The following is a 22,552-nucleotide window of genomic DNA, read 5'->3' on the forward strand; positions in this document are numbered from 1 at the left end:
CTACAAGTCCTTGCCAGGAAAAAGCCGAAAGAGTACAAATGTACTCCATGACGACTTTAACTCCCCGCCGTACCGCCATCCTGACCTTCATCCGCGATCGCATCGCCGAACACGGTCAGCCCCCGAGCCTCGCTGAAATCAGCGAGGCCTTCGGTTTCGCCTCCCGTAGCGTGGCGCGCAAGCACGTGCTGGCGCTGACCGAGGCGGGTTTCATCGAGGTCAATCCGCATCAGGCGCGCGGCATCCGCTTGTTGAACCAGCCGCCGCGGCCCGAGCTGCTGGACGTTCCGGTACTGGGCCGCGTGGCGGCCGGTGCGCCGATCGGTGCCGATGCCGAGGTCCACAGCCGCTTGCTGCTCGATCCGTCGATCTTCTCGCGGGTGCCGGATTACATGCTGCGGGTCCAGGGTGATTCGATGATCGAGGACGGCATTCTCGACGGCGATCTGGTGGGCGTGCGGCGCAATCCTGAAGCGCTCAACGGCCAGATCGTGGTGGCGCGGCTCGACGGCGAAGTCACCATCAAGCGTTTCGAGCGGGTCGGTGATGCCGTTCGCCTGTTGCCGCGCAATCCGGCTTACCAGCCGATCATTGTTCGATCCGATCAGGAGCTGGCCATCGAAGGCGTGTTCTGTGGTCTGGTGAGGCAAGGGTGATGGGCGCCGTCGTTGCGCTGGATACGCTGTTCAATGGCGGCCAGGTCTGGAAGGGCCGGCCTGCGCCACTGACCGTCAGCCCGCAACCCACGGGGCATGCGGCGCTGGATGCGGCGTTGCCGAGCGGTGGCTGGCCGGAAGCGGCGCTGAGCGAAATCCTCCTGGCCGGGCAGGGCGTGGGTGAGTTGCAACTGGTGTGGCCGACGCTGGCACGGCTGTCGGCGGCGGGCGAGCGCATCGTGCTGGTGGCGCCGCCCTACGTGCCGTATCCCCAGGCCTGGCAGAACGCCGGGGTCGATCTGCGCCAGTTGTCGATCATCCAGGCCAGCGAGCGCGATGCGCTGTGGGCGGCGGAACAATGCCTGCGTTCGGGCAGTTGCGGGGCGGTGTTGTGCTGGCCGCACAAGGCCGACGACCGGGCGTTGCGACGTTTGCAGGTGGCGGCCGAAACCGGGCAGACCCTGGCATTCGCCTATCGCTCGCTCAGTGAAGCCATCAACCCGTCGCCAGCGGCCCTGCGCATCGCCATCGACGCCAAGCCTGCTCAGTTGCGGGTGCTCAAGTGCCGGGGCGGGCTGGCCCGTTCGGCGCCAATTGCCTTTGCCGTGGGGCATTGAGGTTGCCATGCGCTGGGTGTGCATTGTCTTCCCGCAATTGGCGCTGGACGCGGTACTGCGTCAGCGCCCCGACCCCGATGAGCCGTTGGCGCTGCTGACCGGCCCGGCCCAGCGGCGGGTGCTGCAAGCGGTCAACGGTGCGGCACGGGCGCTGGGTTTGCGACCCGGTCAGTCGATGACCGCCGCCCAGGCGCTGAGCAAAGGGTTCGTCTCCGCCGAATACGATGCCGCCGAAATCGAACATTGGCAGCAGTTCCTGGCCGCCTGGGCCTATCGGTTCAGCTCCCAGGTCAGCGTGCATTATCCGCGCGCCGTGGTGTTTGAAATCGAATCCAGCCTGGGCTTGTTCGGCCCTTGGCCGCAGTTCGAGGCGCGGCTGCGCGCCGAGCTCGCTGAGCTGGGGTTTCGCCATCGGATTGTCGCCGCGCCCAACCCGGTGGCGGCGCGGGTGCTGGCCAACGTTTATGACGGTCTGGTGGTGCCGGACAATGACGCCTTGCAGCATCACCTCGGGCAACTGCCCGTCGATCGCATTGCCCTGGAGCCCAGCGTTGCTACGGCGTTATCGCGCATGGGGCTGCGCACCTTGAGTCAGGTGCAGGCGCTGCCCCGGCATAGCCTGGCCCGGCGTTTCGAGGCCCAGGTGCTCAAGCATCTGGACAGCCTGTTCGGTGAGCGGCGGCTGGCGCTGGCGTTTTACCTGCCGCCGGACCGTTTCGATGTGCGCATCGAACTCAATTTCGATGTGCAATCCCATCAGGCGTTGCTGTTTCCTTTAAGACGATTGACCGGCGATCTGTCGGCGTTCCTCTGCGGCCGGGACAGCGGCGTGCAACGTTTCGACCTGCACCTGGAACACGCCGGCTTGCCGGACACCGTGATCAAGGTCGGCCTGCTCAGCGCCGAGCGCGATCCGGCGATGCTGTTCGAACTGGCCCGGGGGCGCCTGGAACAGGTTCAGGTCGAAGCCCCGGTGCGCGGTTTTCGTCTGCGCGCCGAAGATCTGCCGGCCTTCGTGCCCCAGCGTCAGGAGTTGTTCGACGACCGTCCGCAGCAGTCCTTGCCCTGGGAGCAACTGCGTGAACGCTTGCGCGCACGGCTGGGGGATGACGCGGTGCAGGGCTTGCGCTTCCAGGCCGATCACCGGCCGGAATGCGCGTGGCAGACGACTGTCGACAGCCAGGCCTGCGAGGGGCTGCCTGCCGTGCAACGCCCGGGCTGGTTGCTGACTGAACCGCAGGCGGTACACGAAAGCTCGACGCGCATCCTCATGGGGCCGGAGCGCATCGAGTCCGGCTGGTGGGACGGCGACGACGTGCGCCGCGATTACTACCTGATCGAAACCCGTTCCGGTCAGCAGGGTTGGGCCTATCGGGCGGTGGGCGAAGACGGTCCGTTGTGGCTGCAAGGCTGGTTCGCATGAGCGTCGACTATGCCGAGCTGCACTGCCTGTCCAACTTCAGTTTCCAGCGCGGTGCCTCCAGTGCGCTTGAGCTTTTTCAACGGGCGAAAAAGCAGGGCTATCAAGCGCTGGCAATCACCGACGAATGCACGCTGGCGGGTATCGTCCGTGCCTGGCAGGCGGCCAAGACCGTGGAGTTGCCGCTGATCATCGGCAGCGAAATACGTATCGAAAATGGCCCGAAACTGGTGCTGCTGGTGGAAAACCTCGAAGGTTATCAAGCCCTGTGCCGACTGATTACCCGCGCCAGACGCCGCACGCAGAAAGGCCAGTATCAGGTGCTGCGGGAGGATTTCAGCGAGCCGTTGCCGGGGCTGTTGGCGTTGTGGGCGCCGGACGCCGTCGATGATTTTGCGCAGGGCCATTGGCTGAAGCAGACCTTCGCCGAGCGCCTGTGGTTGAGCGTTCAGTTACATCGCGGGCAGGACGACACCCGGCGACTGGCGGCGCTGCTAACCCTGGCGCGGGAGCTGCGAATCCCGGCGGTGGCCAGCGGCGATGTACACATGCACACCCGGGGCCGGCGCGCCTTGCAGGACACCATGACCGCGATCCGCCATCACCTGCCGGTGGCCGAGGCCGGGTTGCGTCTGCACCCCAACGGCGAACGGCATTTGCGCGGCCTCGACGACTTGCGCGATCTCTACCCGCAGGCGCTGCTCGACGAGACCCTGAACATCGCCCGACGCTGTACTTTCGACCTCGGTCAGTTGCGTTATCAATATCCCCGGGAACTGGTGCCCGAGGGGCACACGGCCACGTCCTGGCTGCGGGTGCTGGCAGAAAAGGGGATTCGCTGGCGCTGGGAAAAAAGCCCCAAGGCCGAGGTGTTGGCGCAGATCGACAAAGAACTGGAGCTGATTGCCGAGCTGGGGTACGAGAGTTATTTCCTGACGGTTCACGACATTGTGAATTTCGCCCGCCAGCAACACATCCTTTGTCAGGGCCGCGGTTCTGCCGCCAACTCGGCGGTGTGCTTCGTGCTGGGGATCACGGAGATCGACCCGGATCGCAGCACGCTGCTGTTCGAGCGCTTTCTCTCCAGGGAGCGCAACGAACCGCCGGATATCGACGTGGATTTCGAGCATGAGCGGCGCGAAGAAGTCCTGCAGTATGTGTTTCAGCGTTATGGCCGGGCTCGTGCGGCGCTGACGGCGGTGGTCAGCACTTACCACGGTGCCGGCGCAATCCGCGACGTGGCCAAGGCGTTGGGTTTGCCGCCGGATCAGGTCAACGCCCTGGCCGACTGTTGCGGCCACTGGAGTAATCAGGCGCCGCCCGTCGAGCGTCTGCGTGAAGGGGGGTTCGATCCCGATAGCCCGGTGTTGCGTCGAGTGCTGAGCCTGACCCAGCAACTGATCGGTTTTCCCCGGCACCTGTCTCAGCACCCTGGCGGTTTTGTGATTTCCGAGCAGCCTCTGGACAGCCTGGTGCCGGTGGAAAACGCCGCCATGGCCGAACGCACCATCATCCAGTGGGACAAGGACGATCTGGATGCGGTCGGGCTGCTCAAGGTCGATATTCTGGCGCTGGGCATGCTCAGCGCGATTCGCCGTTGTTTCGATCTGCTGCGTCGGCACCGAGGCCGTGACCTGAGCCTGGCGACGGTGCCGGCCGAAGACCCGCAAACCTACGAGATGATTGGCCATGCGGACACCATCGGGGTGTTCCAGATCGAGTCCCGGGCACAGATGTCGATGCTGCCCAGGCTCAAACCCAAGAACTTCTACGATCTGGTGATCGAGGTGGCGATCGTTCGTCCGGGGCCGATTCAGGGGGGGATGGTGCATCCCTATCTGCGGCGGCGTAAGGGCGAAGAAGAAGTGAAATACCCGTCGAAAGAACTTGAAGCGGTGCTCAAGCGTACGCTGGGCGTGCCGCTGTTCCAGGAACAGGTGATGCAGATCGCGATTGTCGCCGCCGACTACAGCCCCGGCGAGGCCGATCAATTGCGCCGCTCCATGGCGGCCTGGAAACGCCATGGCGGATTGGAACCGCACAAGGAACGTTTGGCGGACGGTATGAAGAAAAACGGCTACACGGCGGAGTTCGCCGCGCAGATCTTCGAGCAGATCAAAGGCTTCGGCGATTACGGTTTTCCCGAATCCCACGCCGCCAGTTTCGCCTTGCTGACCTACGCCAGTTGCTGGTTGAAATGCCACGAGCCGGCAGCTTTCGCCTGTGCGCTGATCAACAGCTGGCCCATGGGTTTCTACAGCCCGGACCAGATTCTCCAGGACGCCCGTCGCCATCATTTGCAGATTCGCCCGGTGGACGTGCGGGCCAGCGACTGGGATTGCAGCCTGGAACCGATCATCGGCGCGCAGCCGGCGATTCGCATGGGGCTGCGAATGATCAAGGGCTTTCGCGAAGACGATGCCCGGCGCATCGAGATGGCAAGGTCGAAAGGGGCGTTTGCCGACATCGCCGACCTTGGCGAACGGGCACGACTCGATGCTCGCGCCCAGGAACAACTGGCTGATGCCGGTGCACTGCGCGGGCTGGCCGGTGACCGGCATCGGGCGCGCTGGGAGGTGGCGGGGGTGCAGAAGCAGCTCGGTTTGTTTGCCGGTCTGCCGAGTCAGGAAGAGCCGGCAGTGGAGCTGCCCAAACCCACCGTGGGCGAGGACCTGCAAGCCGATTACGCCAGTGTCGGCAGCACCCTCGGCCCGCATCCGCTGGCGTTGCTGCGGGGGGAACTCAAGGCCCGGCGCTGTCGCAGCTCCAGGGAATTGCTGATGGTCGAGCATGGGCGTCCGGTCAGCGTCGCCGGGCTGGTCACCGGTCGGCAGCGTCCGGGAACCGCCAGCGGTGTGACCTTCGTGACGCTTGAAGACGAATTCGGCAACGTCAACGTGGTGGTCTGGCGCGACCTGGCCGAACGGCAACGGCAGGTATTGGTCGGCTCGCAATTGCTCAAGGTCGACGGGCGCTGGGAAAAGGTGGGCGAGGTGCGGCACCTGATTGCCGGACGCTTGAGCGACCTGAGTTCATTGCTCGACGGTATCCATGTGCGCAGCCGGGATTTCCGCTGAGCCTCAACATTGACTGAATACATGCGTAGGAGCTGCCGAAGGCTGCGATCTTTTGATCTTGACCTTTAAAAAGCAAAATCAAAAGATCGCAGCCTGCGGCAGCTCCTACAGAAGCAATCACGTTCTCCGAAATACGGTTGCGATAGAGTCCGGTCGAGAATCAGCTATACCTATGAAACCATTGGCGTCGGCGATGCTCGAAAACAAACGGGCACGCACAGTCTCCTCGCACTGCCTGAAAACATGTCATTCACAAGGCATAGGCCAGTCGATGCAGTTTCTAGACAATAGCCACGGATGTACCGGCTGGAGCGGCGAAATGGCCGAACGTATCCGTGCGTTCGACTGGAGCCTGACCGAACTCGGTCGCATCGACACCTGGCCCGGGAGTCTGTGCAGCGCGGTGCAGTTACTGCTTGCTTCACCGCTGCCGATGGTGATGCTGTGGGGCCGCCCCGGTTACATGATCTATAACGACGCCTACTCAAGATTTGCCGGTGGCCGCCATCCTTACCTGCTGGGCTCCCCGGTGGAGTTGGGCTGGCCGGAGGTCGCCGAATTCAATCGGCAAGTGGTGGACACCTGCCTTGCGGGCGGCACCTTGTCCTATCACAACAAAGCCCTGGTATTGCTGCGCGACGGCGTTCCCGAAGACGTCTGGATGGACCTTTACTACAGCCCGGTCGCCGATGATGACGGGTGTCCCGCCGGGGTCATGGCAATGGTGGTCGAAACCACTGACCATGTGATTTCCGAACGCCGACGCCAGGAAGCCGAAAACGCCTACCGTGCCGACAATGAAAGGGTTCGCCTGGCCCTCAATGCCGGGGCTTTGCTCGGCTCGTTTGTCTGGGACATCAAGGCTGATGTGCTATCGGGCGACGAGCGATTCGCCCGCACGTTTTCCTATCCGCCAGGCCAGGACCTGGCCAACCTGCCACCGGCCATCGCCCAAATGCAGATCCATCCCGATGATCGCAGCTGGGCCCGGGAGCGGATGAATCAGTCGGTGGAAACCGGCGTGCCCTATAACGCCGAATATCGGGTTCTGCGTCCCGATGGCAGTTACCTGTGGGTGCTCGCCAGCGGGTGTTGCGAGTTCAATGAGCAAGGTGAAGCGTTGCGCTTTCCCGGGGTGTTGATCGACATCCACGAACGCAAGATTGCCGAAGAGTCCTTGCTCAAGTTCACCCGCAACCTGGAGCAACGAGTCGCTGAAGAAGTCGAGGCGCGGCTGGCGGCCGAAGAGCAGCTGCGTCAATCACAGAAGCTCGAAGCCATTGGTGGTCTCACCGGCGGGGTGGCCCATGACTTCAACAACCTGTTACAGGTGATCGCCGGCAACCTGCACTTGCTGGCGCGTCACGAGCCGGACAACGCCAACGTGCAGCGCCGGGTCGGCGCCTCGATTGCCGCAGTCGAGCGCGGGGCCAAATTGTCTTCGCAATTACTCGCTTTTGCCCGACGTCAGCCGTTGTCACCGGCCGTATGCGACCCACGGCAGATCTTCGAAGACCTCGGGGAATTATTGCAACGTGCGCTGGGAGAGACGATCCAGATCAAGGTGTCCGCACCTGACGATCCATGGCGCCTCTACGTGGACTGCAATCAACTGGAAAACGCCATTCTCAACCTTGCGATCAACGCCCGAGATGCCATGAACGGCGAGGGGACCATTGCCCTGAGCGCAGAGAACATCGTCCTCGACCGCAAGTTTTGCGCCGGCAAGGGCATCGTCGCTGGCGATTATGTCTGCCTGACGGTGGCGGACTCAGGCGTCGGCATGCCGCCGCAAGTGCTTGCACAGGCCTTCGAGCCGTTTTTCACCACCAAGGCTGATGGTCAAGGCACCGGCCTGGGGTTGAGTATGGTGTTCGGGTTCGTCAAACAGAGCGGCGGGCATATCGAGATTTCCAGTGTCGTCGGGCGGGGCACTCGGGTGCAGCTGTATTTCCCTCGCAGCTTGCGCCCGTTGCCTGACGAAACAATGCGCCATGCTCCGCAGCACCGGGGCGGGCATGAAACCATTCTGGTGGTCGAGGACAACGAAGCGGTGCGCAGTTCGGCCGTGGACTTGTTGTGCGAAGAGGGCTATCAGGTTCTGACTGCGGCCAACGGTGACCTGGCGATGCAGATGTTGCTCGACGGCGCGACAGTGGACCTGATCTTCACCGACGTGGTCATGCCCGGCTTGATCAAAAGCCCGGACCTGGCCGCCTGGGCCAAGGTGCAAAACCCTCCAGTGGCGGTGCTGTTTACCTCCGGACACACCCGCGACATCATTTCGCGCGATCACCAACTCAGCTCCGACACTTATCTGCTGAGTAAACCTTATGGTCCCGAGGCGCTGACACGAATGGTTCGTACGGTACTCGGTGGTTGATTCAAGGGGGGCTTTCCAGGTGCTCGGGCAAGGGGGATATCGCGTTGGCGACAGGACGACGAACGGACACCGCTGGTCTGATAGACGGTCGACAGAACCGGGTAAGCGAGGCCATTCTGATAGTTGGCGAACGCCATCGATCACGTTTGCCACCGATTAACAAACGGAGGTGTTCCATGCCGGTGACCCATGACCTTTATCAGGACTTGCGCTGCACGAAGGAAGAGATCCAGCAAAAACGCACCAAGGATCCGTTACTGGATTCACTGCTCAACAAGTACATCCAGGCGGACGCAGAGGTGGTGAAGGCCGAGTCCGCACAATCGGATGCGCCCAGCGATGAGGTACTGAAGAAGCTCAAGGAGAAGCGTGTGCAGGTCAAGGACAAGATCGCTGAGCGACTTAAGACGCCGTCCTGAGACGCTGTGCAGAATCACCGACGACCGGTGACTGAACAATTGGAACGGGGATCAATACGAGATCTGCGTTGATTCAAAATCAAAAGATCGTCCGAACGCGACCCGAGCCTTCGGACGATCTTTTGGCTACACCCTCTATTTCAATGTTGCACTCAACGGCAACCGCGCCATATGCCGCGCTTTCAGCGACCCCAGATACAACCAGTCCCCATATTCGCGCACGGTGGTGATGGGTGAGTAGTTGCCGCTGCTGGCGTCCTGCAGATTGGCAATCACTTTGCCGTCGAGGTCCAGGCCCAGGACGAAGGCGCGTTTCTCCAGGGGTTTGGGCAGGATAGTCATCGCCCGCACGATCATTTTGCGTACCAGAGGGTAGGGCGCCGTGGTGTCGAGCAGTGCAGTGCGCGGTGCATACAGTGCCACCCAGAAACGGTCGCGGCCATTGAATGCCAGGTTGTCCGGCAGCCCGGGCAAATTGTCGATGAACAGATCGTGGGTGCCGGCTTTCGGCCCGGTCAGCCAATAGCGGCTGATGCGATAGGCGCCGGTTTCATTGACCAGCACAAACGCGTCGTCCGGCCCCAGTGTCACGCCGTTGGCGAACTCCAGTTTGTCCAGCAGGACCGCCGTAATGCCGGTCTGGAAGTTATAACGCAGCAAACGGCCGTCGCCACCGTGCTCAATGATCGCCTCGCCGTCCTTGCCGTAGCCCCAACGGCTGGAGGAGTCGCTGAAATAAGCGTAATGCCCGGGCTTGTCGATGGCCACGTCATTGGTAAAACCGAAGGGCAGGTTGTTGGCCGTGGTGGTCAATGGAATCAACCGGCCCTGAGTGTCGAGCGACAGCAAACCTTTGACCCCGTCGGCGATCACCAACAAACCATTGGGGTGCCGCGCCAGGCCCAGCGGCCTGCCGCCGGTATCGGCCAGCACCTGGGTGGTTTTGCCGTCGAGGCTGGTGCGAATCAACCGGCCGTCATGCAGGCCGGTGATAAGGACGTCTTTCTCCAGCAGCAACGCCTCAGGGCCGTCGATGTCAGCAGCACCGACACGTTTCACGCCTTTGAGTCGCTGATTGTCGGCGTAGATGCCATCGACGAGGGAGGGCGCCGTTAGCGGTGTCCAGGCTACCGGTTGAACCTTGGTCGGCAATAGAAACAGCAAGGCGCTGATCACGATGATCAGCAGCAGCAATAAATGCCGAAACTTGAGGGGTCTTTTCATGCGCTGACTCCTGCCAGGGCCAGATGTTTATGCGCCATCTCGCGTAACGCCAGCATCGACTCCGCCGATTCGCGCTCGATGCGCCGCTTGAGCAACAGGCGATTGGCAATGCGCATCCCCAGGCCGCTGAAGTGATACTCCAGGGTGCGGACAAACCGCGTGTCATCGCCCTCAACCTCACACTCGTAAGTCACCACCAACGACAGACCATGATCGCCCCGGGCCTGAGCCCTCCAGCGGCGTCCGGGCAGGTATTCGTCGACTTCCCAGCTCAAGTGCCCCTCACGCCCGCCGGCCCGAATGTCTTCCTCGAACCGTGCTCCGGCATACAACGGCCCGCTCTGCCCGTCGACCTTGAGGGAGGACGGATGCCACTGCGGCCAATGGGTCGCGGTGCTGGCGTAGGCGAGCACAGCCACTGGGTTTCCAGCGATGTCGATCACATGCTGCATACGGGTCATGGACGTTCTCGTCGTGTGCGGGGGCGTTTGTTCCGGTTCCCAGTAGAGGGTGCCGAACAGGTAGTCCATCAGGGGCAACACGATATTGAAATTGCGCTCCTGCATCAGCTCACGACGGTGATGCAGCTCATGCAGACGGCGCATCTGGCGGATCCACGGCAAACGCGTCACCGGGTTGCCGGGCGGTAGATGTTCGCAGGCATGGAACACCTCGTAGGTCAGGTAACCGAGCACCATGCAGCCGCCAAACAGCCCCGCGACGTTGCTATTGAACTGAGCCAGCAGCCACCAGACAGGCGCCGTGATGACGAGGGTGTGCAACACGATCAGCCAGGCTGGAAACAGAATCACCCGCCAGTCCCGGGCACTGTCACAGGTCATGTGGCCGGGGGTGAAAAAGCTGTGATGGTCACCGGCGTGACGGGCGTAGAACATCCGCGCCAGGCTCTTTTTGTGGTGCCCCAGATGCCGATGCACGACGTACACGCCTAAGTTGAAAAACAACAGGGTCAGCGGCACCGCCAGCCATTCCAGCGGTTGCACCTGATGCACCGTGCTCCAGAACCCACCGATGGCCAGCAACCCGAACAGCAACACAAAGGCACCGTGCAACCAAGGGTTGTAGAGCGGATGAATATCGGCACGGTAGCGCGCGCGGAACGCTTCGGTGGTCTGCCTCACTGAGTTCACCTGTGGTTATTGTTATAACCAGCAGATTAGCCGATCCCGCCGCACAGGCAGGCCGAACCTTGAGGACACAAGCGCCATGCTCCGGTGCAAGACGCCCGTATGGTGTCAGGTCAGCGGGTTCCAGCGCTGGGACCAGTCGTCGTCCGTATTGATCACTTCACGCAGCAGGTCGAATGCACGTTGCAGGGTCGCCGAGTCGCGGTCCCTGGAGTAAACCAGATAGGTCGGGTAGCTGAACTCCGGAGCTTTGGGCACCTGTTCCAACAAGCCGTTTTCCAGGTAACTCTGGACCACCCGAGTGCGGAAATAGCCGCTGCCGCCGTTTTCCAGGATGTATTGCAAGGCCAGCGGGCCGAGGTTGAAACTCAGGGCTGCCTTGGCTTTTTCCGGCAGCGCCGCATCGTGCTGACGACGGAAATCCGGGCCCCAGTCGATATACACGTAAGGATCGGGTTTTCCGGCCAAGCGTACCAGGATCAGTTTTTCTTCCAGCACCTGCTCGACTTGCAGGCGTGGCCAGTATTCGGGCTGATAGACCAGCGCCGCATCCAACACCCCCAACTCCAGTTGGCGCAGCAGGTTTTCGCCGTCGCGGATTTCCATGCGCAGGGCGTGGCTGGGAATCTTCTCGCGCAGTTCCCCGGCCCAACTGAGCATCAGCGGGTTGCACAGGCTGACCTCGCCACCGATGTGCAGCACGTCGCGGTAGCCCTCGGGCAGCGGCAAGTCGCGACGAGCGGCTTCCCAGGTCTGCACCAGTTGATTGGCGTAAACCACAAAAGCTTCGCCGTTCGGCGTCAGGCGCGCACCGGCGCGATTGCGCACGAACAGCGTGCTGCCCAGCTGACTTTCGAGCTTCTGCACCCGGGCAGTGATCGCGGTCTGGGTGACGTGCAGCTTTTCAGCCGCCGCGGCCAGGCTGCCGTGGCGGACAATTTCCAGAAAGGTGCGGGCGAGGTCGATGTCCATGGGCAGGCCGATGAGGGAGGTGCGGGCATTGTAAGAGCAGCCATGGTCTTCCGATACCGTCTGTGGCGAGGGAGCTTGCTCCCGCTGGGGCGCGAAGCGGCCCCAAGCCTGTTTCAGATGCATCTCATCGGATGGTTTACGGCTGCTGCGCAGCCGGACGGGAGCAAGCTCCCTCGCCACAGATTTCACTGCCCGACCTAATCATCTCGTGCCAAACAATCAGTCCGCTAACTCAATCTCCTTCACCACCGCCCAATCGGCCACCAACCGCTGCGGTGTGCCACACGCCTTGCGCTTGAGCACAAAGTTACGGCACTTCTCGGCGAACTGTTTACGGTTTTTCACCATGTCCTGGTGCATTTCTTCCAGCTCGGCATTGCGGCAGTGCTGCATCAATTGAGTATCGAACCGGTTTTTACGCTCACGCACCGCCTGGTACGCCGGATCACTCAACGCTCCATTGGCGCGCTGCAACAGCCACAGGCCAAACTCGTCCGGACAGCGCGGGCCGATTTCCTGGACCAGGCCTAACTGCAAGGCCTGGGTGGCGCTGATCGGCAGGCAGTCTTCGGTGAGTTTTTCCGCCATCGCCGGGCCGACGGCGCGGGGCAGGCTGTAGGTCCAGTATTCGGAGCCGTACAGGCCCATGGTTTTGTAATGGGGATTGAGCACGATCTCGGACCGGGCGAAGACGATGTCGGCAGCCAGCGCCAGCATCACGCCACCGGCCCCGGCATTGCCGGTCAGGCCGCTGACCACCAGTTGCCGGGCGTCGAGCAGTTCCTGGCAGACGTCGTCGATCGCCTGAATATTGGCCCAGGCTTCCAGCCCCGGAACCGCTGCGGCCTGGATCACATTGAGGTGCACGCCGTTGGAGAAACTGCCGCGTCCACCCTTGATCAGCAGCACTTGGGTGTTCCGGGACTTGGCCCAGCGCAGGGCCTCCACCAGTCGTTGGCACTGTTCGGTGCTCATGGCGCCGTTGTAAAACTCGAAGGTCAGCTCGCCGACATGCCCCGACTCGCGATAGCGGATCGGTTGATAGCTTTCGTTGTTAAACGGCTGAGAGGCGATCGACCAATCAAGGGTCGGGACTTGCGCAAGCTGTTCGGCGAGCACATGCCGGGCCGGACGCTTGAAGGTTTCTTCGCCGGGCCGGGGTTTGCGTCGCAGCGAACCGATCCACAGGCTGTGATCACCGGTCGCGACCAGCACCGCATCGTCGTGCACCGCGAGAATCTCTCCCGGCGTGCCGCTACGCGAATCCAGATGAGCGTCATACAGGTAATACTGACCGCCGGCCAGGCTGGCCAATACGCCAGGCTGACCGTCGGCGGCGTCGATGCTGCGTTTGATGAAGTGTGCGCTGTCGTGCCAGCTGAAGATCCGGTCAGCTTGCTTCATGTTCGGCTGCAAGCGGCCAATCACATGGCGTTGGCTGTAGTCCAAAGGCACTGGCTCGAAACCGTCGATAAACTTTTCCACGACTTCGCGGATGCAGGCGATTGCCGCGTCGCTGACGCGCCCGTTGTACAACTCGGACTTGCGCAGACCCTGAGGCAGGTTGAATTCACAAGTGGCCCAGACCGGCCCGGCGTCCATTTCCTCCACCGCTTGCAACGCGGTCACGCCCCAACGGTTGAGTTCACGGGTGATCGCCCAGTCCAGCGCACTGGCGCCACGGTCGCCGACGATGCCCGGATGAATGATCACCACAGGGCGCTTGAGGTTGCTCCACAGTTGCTGCGGTACCCGATCCTTGAGAAACGGGCAGATCACCAGATCGGCGCCGGAGTGTTCAATCTGTTCGCACACCGAGTCTTCATCGGTGAACAGCACCACGCTGGGTGAGTGACCGGCCTGACGCAAGTCCAGCCAGGCCCGCTGGGTCAGGCCGTTGAACGCCGATGCCAGCAGAATGATTTTCAATGACCGCATGATTGACTCTTCCTTGAGAATGATCGGCCGCAGGCTCCCGATGAGCCGTCCTTGGCCTTCGATGGAAGAGCGATAGTAGAGAGTGTGGGGGGGAGGGCAACTGATCGAGATCAAGCTTGTGTCAGCGAGTGTTGCAGAGGCTCAAAATCAAAAGTTCGTCCGAAGGCTCGGGCCGCGTTCGGACGATCTTTTCTCTTTTCAAAACGCAAAACACGAACAGCCAAACGCCCCCCAGAACCCTTGAAAGTCACTGACCGGCGCCGACGACAACCGCGCCCGTTCATGGCTGTGGGCATGCACCGCGCAAGCGCCCACACACTGGTGCACTTGCGCGGTCATTGGCGCCAGGGGTTTCCAGTGCCCCGGTACATTCACCACCGGCGACCACTCAGGCACCACCGGGATTGGCGGAGGCCCCAGTTTTTCGAACTCGACGCTACCGTGGACGATCTTGCCGTCGACAATGGTCAGCACCGACTCGATCCACTTTATGGCTTCGTCTTCGATGTGAAAGTAGTCCGCCGACAGCGCAATCAGGTCCGCCAGTTGCCCGACTTTGATCTGGCCTTTCTTGCCTTGTTCGGAGGAAAACCAGGCGCTGCCGTGGGTGTACAGTTCCAGTGCGGTATCGCGGCTCAAGCCTTGCGGGTAGAGCGCCAGCCCGCCGACGGTGCGACCGCTGACCAGCCAGTACAGCGAGGTCCAGGGGTTGTAGCTGGAGACGCGCGTGGCATCGGTGCCGGCGCCCACGGGTACGCCCTCGGCGAGCATTCGTGCGATAGGTGGCGTGGCTTCGGCCGCTTTGGCGCCGTAACGGTCGACGAAGTATTCGCCCTGGAACGCCATGCGGTCCTGAATGGCGATGCCGCCACCCAGGGCCTTGACCCGTTCGATGTTCCGGGGGGTGATGGTTTCGGCGTGATCGAAGAACCACGGCAAACCGTTGAACGGAATATCGCGGTTGACCTTCTCGAACACGTCGAGCATGCGGCCGATGGATTCGTTGTAGGTGGCGTGCAAACGGAAGGGCCAGCGCTGCTCCACCAGATGCCGCACCACCGGTTCCAGCTCCTGCTCCATGGTTTGCGGCAGGTCCGGGCGTGGTTCGAGGAAGTCTTCGAAATCCGCTGCCGAGAACACCAGCATCTCGCCGGCGCCGTTGTGCCGCAGGAAGTCATCGCCCTGGCCGTAATGGGAAGTGCTGGTCCAGTTCTTGAAGTCGGTCAGTTCTTCCTTGGGTTTCTGGGTGAACAGGTTGTAGGCAATGCGCACCGTGAGCTGTTGGTCTTTGGCCAATTGCTGGATGACTTGATAGTCGTCCGGGTAATTCTGATAACCGCCGCCGGCATCGATGGCGCTGGTGACACCCAGTCGATTGAGTTCGCGCATGAACTGGCGGGTCGAGTTGACCTGATATTCCAGTGGCAGCTTCGGCCCCTTGGCCAGGGTCGAGTAGAGGATCATCGCATTCGGGCGGGCGATCAGCATGCCGGTGGGGTCGCCATTGGCATCGCGCTGGATCTCGCCGCCCGGCGGGTTCGGCGTGTCGCGGGTGTAGCCGACCACTTTCAGTGCGGCACGGTTGAGCAGGGCGCGGTCGTAGAGGTGCAGGACGAATACCGGAGTGTCCGGCGCGGCTTTGTTCAGTTCTTCAAGGGTCGGCATGCGTTTTTCGGCAAACTGGAACTCGTTCCAGCCACCGACCACCCGCACCCATTGCGGCGTGGGTGTGCGGTCGGCCTGATCCTTGAGCATGCGCAAGGCATCGGCCAGGGACGGCACGCCTTCCCAGCGCAATTCGAGGTTGTAGTTCAGGCCGCCACGGATCAGGTGCAGGTGCGAGTCGTTGAGGCCGGGAATCACTGTGCGGCCATGCAGGTCAACGATTTGTGTGCCGGGGCCTTGCAGGGCCATGGCCTGGGCATCGCTGCCGACCACCACAAAGCGCCCGTCCTTGATCGCGACGGCGCTGGCCTGGGGTTTCTTGCGGTCGACGGTGTGCAGGCGTCCGTTGTACAGAATCAGGTCGGCGGGGGTGTCGGGCATGGTTTTACTCCCTGCGGTTAGCGGACTGATCCAGGCACCGATGGCGCCTGCCGAAAGACCTTGCAGTACACGGCGGCGACTGAAGTCATTGTGCTCGTCAGGTGGGCTCATGGCAGTGCTCTCCACACAGTTCTTCATAAAAGAAGCGAGGGCAAACAGCCGATGTCTGACGCATGCGGCCAGAAGGAATATAGTCGGCATATCCACAGATAGCCGTTTTCCGAGGGTGAAAAACGACGAATCCCGCCACGAGGGGCGGGATTCGCATGCAGCCAGAGAGGCTCCCGGTAGCGGGAGCCGTCGCCTTAGCCTGGGAACAGCTCGGACAGTTTCATGGCCAGCATCATGTCGCCTTCAGCGCGCAGTTTACCGCCCATGAACGCTTGCATGCCGTCGGTCGAACCGTCGACGATGCCTTCCAGGGTTTCGCCGTCCATGACCAGAGTCACCTGGGCGTCCGGGTTTTCGCCTTCTTGCAGCTCACAGGTGCCGTCTTTGACGATCAGCGAGAAGTTCTTGGTGTCGTCGATGCGGAAACCGAATACCAGGTCCAGACCGGCAGCAGCGGCTGGGTTGAACTTGGCTTTCATTGCTTGTACGGCATCAGCTACGGAGGTCATGGTTCGATCCTTTCTTGGGTAATAAGAGCTGGGTGAATACAGCCAGGGTCACAATAGTCCGGAATCAACGAAACGTGATGAGTTCCGGGGCCTTCAGCAGTTGCAGGTGCGTGTGACTGTTGAAGGAAGCCAGGGCCACCTCGCGGCCACGAAACTTGAGCAGGTTGAGCGAGGTGTTGACGATTTGCCAGTTCAGCTCAAAGGCCTGCCGGGCAGGCATTTGCGTAATAAGGTGGAGCAGGGCAGTGATGGTGCCGCCGGAGGTGAACACGGCGATTTTCTGGGTGTTGTCGGCATTTTCGAGCAGCCGCTGCAGGCCAGCCTGTACACGATCGACGAAGCCCAGCCAGCTTTCCAGGCCCGGTGTGTCAAAGGTGCCGGCGAGCCAGCGCTCGATGATCAGGGCGAAGATGCGTTGGAACTCGGCACGGTTTTGCGCGGCGTTGCGCAAGATCTCCAGCGCCTCGGGCTCGTCTTCCAGCATGGCCGGCAGCAGGGCGCGGATCACCGCGTCGGCGTCGAATTCGTTGAAAGCGCAATCGATTTCCAGTGTCGGTACCGGCAAACCGACGGCGGCGAGCTGTTCCAGCGCGCTGGTGGCCGTATGTTGCTGACGGCGCAGGTCGCCCGACAGACAGCGATCGAAGCTGACACCGAGTTCGGCCAGGTGCCGGCCGAGGACTTCTGCCTGGCGAATACCGGTCGGCGACAGAACGTCATAGTCGTCTGCACCAAAGGAGGCCTGGCCATGTCGAATCAAGTAGATGCTGCCCACGTCCGCGTCATCCCGGTACGTTGAAGGTTTGGCGAGGTTATGAGGATGGCGGTGAGCTGTCAATGAAAAAACATACGCTTGTTTGAAATGCCCGTTACAGGCCTGCTGCTAGTGGTCGTCGGGCCGGCTCATGGGTATGCTGGAGGTATCCCGCGCGTGTTCATGCCGCGCATCGTGTTGAAGGAGTCTCTGTGGAGTTTTTGTCCGAGTACGCCAGTTTCCTGGCTAAAACCGTGACACTGGTGATCGCCATTCTGGTGGTCCTGGCCAGTTTTGCGGCGTTGCGCAGCAAAGGTCGGCGCAAGTCGACCGGCCAACTGCAAGTCAGCAAACTCAATGATTTCTATAAAGGGCTGCGCGAACGCCTGGAGCAAACCTTGCTCGACAAGGACCAGCTCAAGGCTTTGCGCAAATCCCAGGCTAAAACCGAGAAAAAGCAAAAGAAGAAACCCGAGGCCAAGCCGCGGGTGTTCGTGCTGGATTTCGACGGTGACATCAAGGCGTCGGCTACTGAAAGCCTGCGCCACGAAATCACCGCGCTGCTGACCCTCGCCACGCCAAAGGATGAAGTGGTGCTACGGCTGGAGAGCGGCGGTGGCATGGTTCACAGCTATGGCCTGGCGTCTTCGCAACTGGCGCGCATTCGCGAGGCCGGCGTGCCGTTGACCGTGTGCATCGACAAGGTCGCGGCCAGCGGCGGCTACATGATGGCGTGCATCGGCGAGAAAATTATCAGCGCTCCGTTCGCGATTCTCGGCTCGATCGGCGTGGTGGCGCAGTTGCCCAACGTCAATCGCCTGCTGAAAAAGCATGACATCGACTTCGAAGTGCTCACGGCCGGTGAGTACAAGCGCACCCTGACAGTGTTTGGCGAAAACACCGAGAAGGGCCGGGAGAAATTCCAGGAAGAGTTGGACATCACCCATCAGCTGTTCAAGAACTTCGTTTCGCGCTATCGCCCGCAACTGGCTATCGACGAAGTGGCCACCGGGGAAATCTGGCTCGGTGTTTCGGCACTCGACAAGCAACTGGTGGACGAGCTCAAGACCAGCGACGAATACCTCGCTGAGCGTGCTAAACAGTCCGAGCTCTATCATTTGCATTACGCCGAACGTAAAACCCTGCAGGAGCGCATCGGCATGGCGGCCAGCGGTTCGATCGATCGTGTATTGCTGAGCTGGTGGAGCCGGTTGACCCAGCAACGCTTCTGGTAACCGTACCAGGCATCACCGTCAGTAAAAAAACCGTGGATTGCCCACGGTTTTTTTTGACCTTCGGAAGGTGTCCACTCACCTGCAAGAAATAACGAATTTTCCTAATGCCATTGCCGATCGGTCGCGCTTTCGTGTGGAGTCAGGTGGGGTAGGGTGATAGACCTGAATTGACTGCAATGGATTGCACCATGAATGAGCTCCTTCGCCACGTTGCCGCACCTCATCCAGCCCCATCGTTGCGAATGCGCGACGAACTGAAAGCTGCACTGGACATCGCTCTCCCCCAAACCCCCGGCCAGTTGGGCGAACACCTGATCAAGGAAAAATGGGGGCAGGACATCGACCCGCAGACGACCTTGATGGTCACCCTCGATTACCACTACAAGGGCCACCCTGAAGAGAACGGTTTCCAGCAGGGTCAGGTGGCGAGCTCGCGGTCGCTGTTGCAAGCGCTGCTTTCAAATTACCAGACGGTTGGGGACGGGCGTTTTGCTGAAACCGCCTTTGGTCTGTACACACCGCCGGACGTCGGCCCGACGGTGCGGATTGTCGAGCATGTCGACGAGTTCGCTGATTACGGCAGCGGCAATCACGACACCTATGAAGGCATCTATCGGCAAACGGCGCCGCAGACTTACGGTCCCGCCTCACAACTGAAGCTGAGGCCGGTCGATTTCAAGAAATGGGTCTGGGAGCTGGACTTCAAGCACGTGTACGAGACCTATCTTGAAAAGGTCTGGCCCTCTGACGAGGTGCTCACTGCGTCCAGTTCGTACGCCTTGAGGACATCGGTCAAAGCAGCGTTTGTGATGACGGCCTGGTTGCAGTTCAAGGAGCGCTGCCTGTCGCAAAAAGGACTTGAGCTCGCGATGGAGGCGGCTGGCTTGCCGCCCGGTCAGGCGTGGGAAACGCTGACCATCGAACAACTGCAAGCGGCGACGCGCCCCCCTTTGTCCGTCAGGGCCGGCCGTTTGAAGCTATACCGTTACACCGCAACAGATATCTGGGCGTTCCGTGACACTGCCAGTACCCGAATGCTGCTGTACATCCCTGGCAACTCTTCCCCGCTGCACGAATTCACCGATGCCACTCAACTGCACCAATGGGTCGTCGCGCAGGGCAAGCTCAGCGAGACAAAACAGGCATTGGCCGCCCATTTTGCCGAAGATGATCGCGAGGACGGTACGTTTCATGCGGGTGTGCTGACGGCATTGGACGGCATGGCACAGTACCCCGCGATGCATCGGCTGACCAACAACGCCGGTTTTTTCAATAACGACGGCTACTGGGACCCCGCCGATTACATTGGCTACGACAATCCACCATCGGCGACCGATCCGTTTGCGCAATTGGTGCTGACGATGAAGCAGGCCGCCCACGCCAGTATCGAAAGCATTCGTACCGATGCACAGGTCAATCGTGACAATTTAAGTGCGGTGGTCGAACCGGTGGTGCAATGGATCAACCGGTTCGGGCCATTGGCGTTGTTCGTCCCAGGAGGCGAAGGCATATTGGCGTTGGCCGGGCTTATTGACGCCGGTTACGGTCTTGATCAGGCAGTAAACGGTGAAACACCACATGAGCGGTCGGAGGGCGTGTCGCGCACCGTGTTCGGTTTGCTTAATGCGCTGCCGATCGCTGTACAGGCGGCGCTGAAGGATGAAGCGGTCGTCGAGTCAGTACGTCCGTCTTCGCAAATCGCCGTTGCCCCGACGCCCGAGCCACCGGTTTCCATGCTGTCCTCCCGCGTGGAGCTGATCCGCGGAATCGGCCCGACTGTGGCGTCTTTCAGTGATGAAGTCCTGGCACAGATCGGCAAGGTCAGTGTGATTGACGATGACATGCTGCGACTGATGCAGACGGGGCGTCCACCAACGCCTTTACTGGCGGATACGATCAGTCGCTTCAAGATCGATCAGGATCTGGGGGCGGCCGGCACGCCTGAGCAGTTCAACAGGCGTTACGCCGCACTTCAACAGTCGGAACATGAATGGGTGCGGCTGTTTCAACAGCAATACCCGATGCTGCCCAAAGGTGCCATCGAACAAATGCTCGACCGCTATGGCGTGGATATCCAGCAAGCTCCCGATGTGGCCGAGGTCAGGCAAGTGTTCACGCGTCTGGACAGCAAGGCGCGGCAGTACCAGCAGCATGTGCGGCTCAATCGCGCTTATGAAGGTCTTTATCTGCGTTCGGTGGCGAGCCCGGACTCGGACATCCTGGCCTTGCACTCGCTGCAAAACCTGCCGGGCTGGCCGCGGAACCTGCGGATCGATGTCCTTGATCAATCCGTCGCGGGGCGAGTGCTGGACCGCATCGGCGCGCAGGAGGCCACGGATGTCCGGCGCTTGGTCAGAGTCGGACAGCACTATCTGCATCAGGCCTCGCCGACAGATTTTTATACGGCGCTTCTCGGCGTGTTGACGGACGACGACCGTTCAGCGCTGCTCCTGACGTCGCCTGGTTCAGTCGACGAACTGCGACTCGCCATCAGCAACCAGGCGTTGCCCCGATCACAGGTGATACTCGGGCTGCAAAGAATGGACGGTGGGTTGCCGTTCGATGCCCACGGGCTCAGAGGCGGCGGTTTTCCGGGAACGCCCCAGGCCGAGGCGCTGACGCAGCAGATGATGAGGCTGCAGCTCAAAGAGGTCTACCCAGACTTTACCGATGCCCAGGCTGATGCGCTCCTTCAACGTGAAGGCCTAAACGCACAGGCGCACATTGAGTGGCTGAAGCAGCAGCTGCAGCAACTCAACACTGACCTGACAGGCTGGATAGATCAGGTGGCGGATGACATCCATCACATGGGTGTTCGCCAGCTCGTTGCCGGTGATCCTGAGGCGGCGGGGATGAACGCTGCGCAAATTCAGGCTCATAACATTCAGCTGATGCTGACGGAAATGCACTATGAGCGAGCTACCCGAAATGAATTGGCCGAGGAACTGGTCGCCATTTGGCAGCAGCGCGGACCCCAGCAGGGGCTTCTCCTGGCAGGTGAGCAAGTACGCGGTGTCAGGCTTGATCTCGACTTTGAGGATTACCACCGGTTACCCGTATTGAATGTCCGGTTCAACAACGTTCTCGAATTATCGATGCGCAGTTTCCACTTGACCGAAGAGGAAAGCCTGAACGGATTTCTTGAGAGTTTTCCAAATCTTGAAGTCCTGAGCCTGGAAAATGTCGATCTGAGTCACTTCAACACCAATGACGAAGCTGGACGCGCATTACCTCCTGCGATCAACCAGCTGCGGCATCTCACTTCGCTGAACCTGAGGTCGACAAGCCTGACTTTCAGTCAGCACAGCGCTTCACAGCTGACTGATCTGACACACTTGCAAACGCTGGACCTGAGCAACAATTCACTGGATGTTCCTCCTTTGGTGCTGGGAATGAACGATTTGCGCCGGCTCAACTTGAGTAACACAAGGATCAACACATGCCCTGTTGGCATCATGGAGCAGCCTTACCTGACGACGCTGGACTTGCGCAATAACCGGATCACCCGGGTTCCGCAGGGGGTTCTGAACCAGGCCATCGCCAGGGATCGTGTGATGCTGCAGGGCAATCCGTTGACGGACGAGGACACCTTGTTGCGCCTTGTCGATCATCGGCGGCGAACGGGGATCAACCTGTGGTTAAGCGAGCCTGGAGCCAACTACGGGAATGTCATCGAGTGGTTGCGTGAAGGCGATCAAGGGCTGCGAGAGGCGCGACAATTGGTCTGGCAGAGGCTTGCAGTCAGGCCCCTTGGCAGCAGGTTCTTGAGAATTATGGATGGCATGAGCCTGACGGCGGACTTTCGGGTCGACTACCTGGCGCTACAGGCGAGAGTGTGGCGGCTGCTCGGGGATGCCGATGCTTCAGAGGCGCTGTGGACACAGTTGGTTCAGGATATCGGAGGGGCTGAGGCTGATCCTGAAAACCCGTTTGTGCTGTTCACGGCACTTGAGGATCGTGCCCGGTTTTATCGGGACTGGGAGGCCATGGGACGACCATTTCCGATAGTCACGCAGTAAGGGAAAAACCTTGAACCCCGCAAG

The 22,552-nt window shown here is 61.0% G+C and carries 15 protein-coding genes; 8 read left to right on the top strand and 7 right to left on the bottom strand.

What is annotated here, in order from left to right; genetic code table 11:
* The first annotated feature begins 38 nt into the window (after positions 1-38).
* The 6 genes from lexA (at position 39) to ACEN9A_RS10610 (ending at position 8,572) form a co-directional block, all read left to right on the top strand.
* Entirely contained in the window at positions 39-656 is a 618-nt protein-coding gene (lexA, locus tag ACEN9A_RS10585; protein WP_258673528.1) for a transcriptional repressor LexA, read from the top strand.
* Positions 656-1,273 carry a translesion DNA synthesis-associated protein ImuA gene (gene imuA / locus ACEN9A_RS10590; protein ID WP_258673530.1) on the top strand — a complete coding sequence of 206 codons (618 nt, stop codon included), beginning with the start codon at positions 656-658 and terminating at the stop codon, positions 1,271-1,273. The genes lexA and imuA overlap by 1 nt, the downstream gene beginning before the upstream one ends.
* A gap of 7 nt (positions 1,274-1,280) precedes the next feature.
* Positions 1,281-2,696 carry a Y-family DNA polymerase gene (locus ACEN9A_RS10595; RefSeq protein ID WP_258673532.1) on the top strand — a complete coding sequence of 472 codons (1,416 nt, stop codon included), beginning with the start codon at positions 1,281-1,283 and terminating at the stop codon, positions 2,694-2,696.
* On the top strand, positions 2,672-5,770 hold the full coding sequence (locus tag ACEN9A_RS10600) for an error-prone DNA polymerase (RefSeq protein ID WP_408981108.1): 3,099 nt from the start codon (positions 2,672-2,674) through the stop codon (positions 5,768-5,770). The genes ACEN9A_RS10595 and ACEN9A_RS10600 overlap by 25 nt, the downstream gene beginning before the upstream one ends.
* Positions 5,771-6,089: 319 nt before the next feature.
* On the top strand, positions 6,090-8,153 hold the full coding sequence (locus ACEN9A_RS10605; RefSeq protein WP_258673538.1) for a hybrid sensor histidine kinase/response regulator: 2,064 nt from the start codon (positions 6,090-6,092) through the stop codon (positions 8,151-8,153).
* A gap of 176 nt (positions 8,154-8,329) precedes the next feature.
* On the top strand, positions 8,330-8,572 hold the full coding sequence (locus tag ACEN9A_RS10610; RefSeq protein WP_019649197.1) for a DUF465 domain-containing protein: 243 nt from the start codon (positions 8,330-8,332) through the stop codon (positions 8,570-8,572).
* A gap of 135 nt (positions 8,573-8,707) precedes the next feature.
* Here the strand turns inward: ACEN9A_RS10610 and ACEN9A_RS10615 are convergent, their stop codons facing one another.
* The 7 genes from ACEN9A_RS10615 to ACEN9A_RS10645 form a co-directional block, all read right to left on the bottom strand.
* Positions 8,708-9,796, bottom strand: coding sequence for an SMP-30/gluconolactonase/LRE family protein (locus tag ACEN9A_RS10615; protein ID WP_258673539.1), 1,089 nt, complete (start codon positions 9,794-9,796; stop codon positions 8,708-8,710).
* Positions 9,793-10,938, bottom strand: a complete 1,146-nt coding sequence (locus ACEN9A_RS10620; RefSeq protein ID WP_258673540.1) for an SRPBCC family protein — start codon at positions 10,936-10,938, stop codon at positions 9,793-9,795. The genes ACEN9A_RS10615 and ACEN9A_RS10620 overlap by 4 nt, the downstream gene beginning before the upstream one ends.
* A 114-nt stretch (positions 10,939-11,052) precedes the next feature.
* A complete protein-coding gene (locus tag ACEN9A_RS10625; protein ID WP_258673541.1) occupies positions 11,053-11,916 on the bottom strand; it encodes a LysR family transcriptional regulator in 864 nt (287 codons plus the stop codon).
* 219 nt (positions 11,917-12,135) lie between these two features.
* Positions 12,136-13,854 (bottom strand): hydrogenase maturation protein, encoded by a 1,719-nt coding sequence (locus ACEN9A_RS10630; RefSeq protein ID WP_258673542.1) that lies wholly within the window; start codon positions 13,852-13,854, stop codon positions 12,136-12,138.
* 198 nt (positions 13,855-14,052) lie between these two features.
* Positions 14,053-15,900: an amidohydrolase gene (locus ACEN9A_RS10635; RefSeq protein WP_258674167.1), complete on the bottom strand. Its 1,848-nt coding sequence runs from the start codon at positions 15,898-15,900 to the stop codon at positions 14,053-14,055.
* A gap of 305 nt (positions 15,901-16,205) precedes the next feature.
* Positions 16,206-16,520: an SCP2 sterol-binding domain-containing protein gene (locus ACEN9A_RS10640; protein ID WP_007941766.1), complete on the bottom strand. Its 315-nt coding sequence runs from the start codon at positions 16,518-16,520 to the stop codon at positions 16,206-16,208.
* Positions 16,521-16,584: 64 nt separating this feature from the next.
* Positions 16,585-17,295: a histidine phosphatase family protein gene (locus ACEN9A_RS10645; RefSeq protein WP_258673543.1), complete on the bottom strand. Its 711-nt coding sequence runs from the start codon at positions 17,293-17,295 to the stop codon at positions 16,585-16,587.
* 191 nt (positions 17,296-17,486) lie between these two features.
* On the opposite strand from ACEN9A_RS10645, the gene sohB reads away from it, so the two are divergent.
* Together sohB and ACEN9A_RS10655 are read left to right on the top strand one after the other, a co-directional pair.
* Positions 17,487-18,509, top strand: a complete 1,023-nt coding sequence (gene sohB, locus ACEN9A_RS10650) for a protease SohB (protein ID WP_018927637.1) — start codon at positions 17,487-17,489, stop codon at positions 18,507-18,509.
* A gap of 188 nt (positions 18,510-18,697) precedes the next feature.
* Positions 18,698-22,528, top strand: a complete 3,831-nt coding sequence (locus ACEN9A_RS10655; RefSeq protein ID WP_413386849.1) for a dermonecrotic toxin domain-containing protein — start codon at positions 18,698-18,700, stop codon at positions 22,526-22,528.
* Positions 22,529-22,552 lie beyond the last annotated feature (24 nt).

The organism is Pseudomonas sp. Pseusp18, from assembly GCF_059506005.1.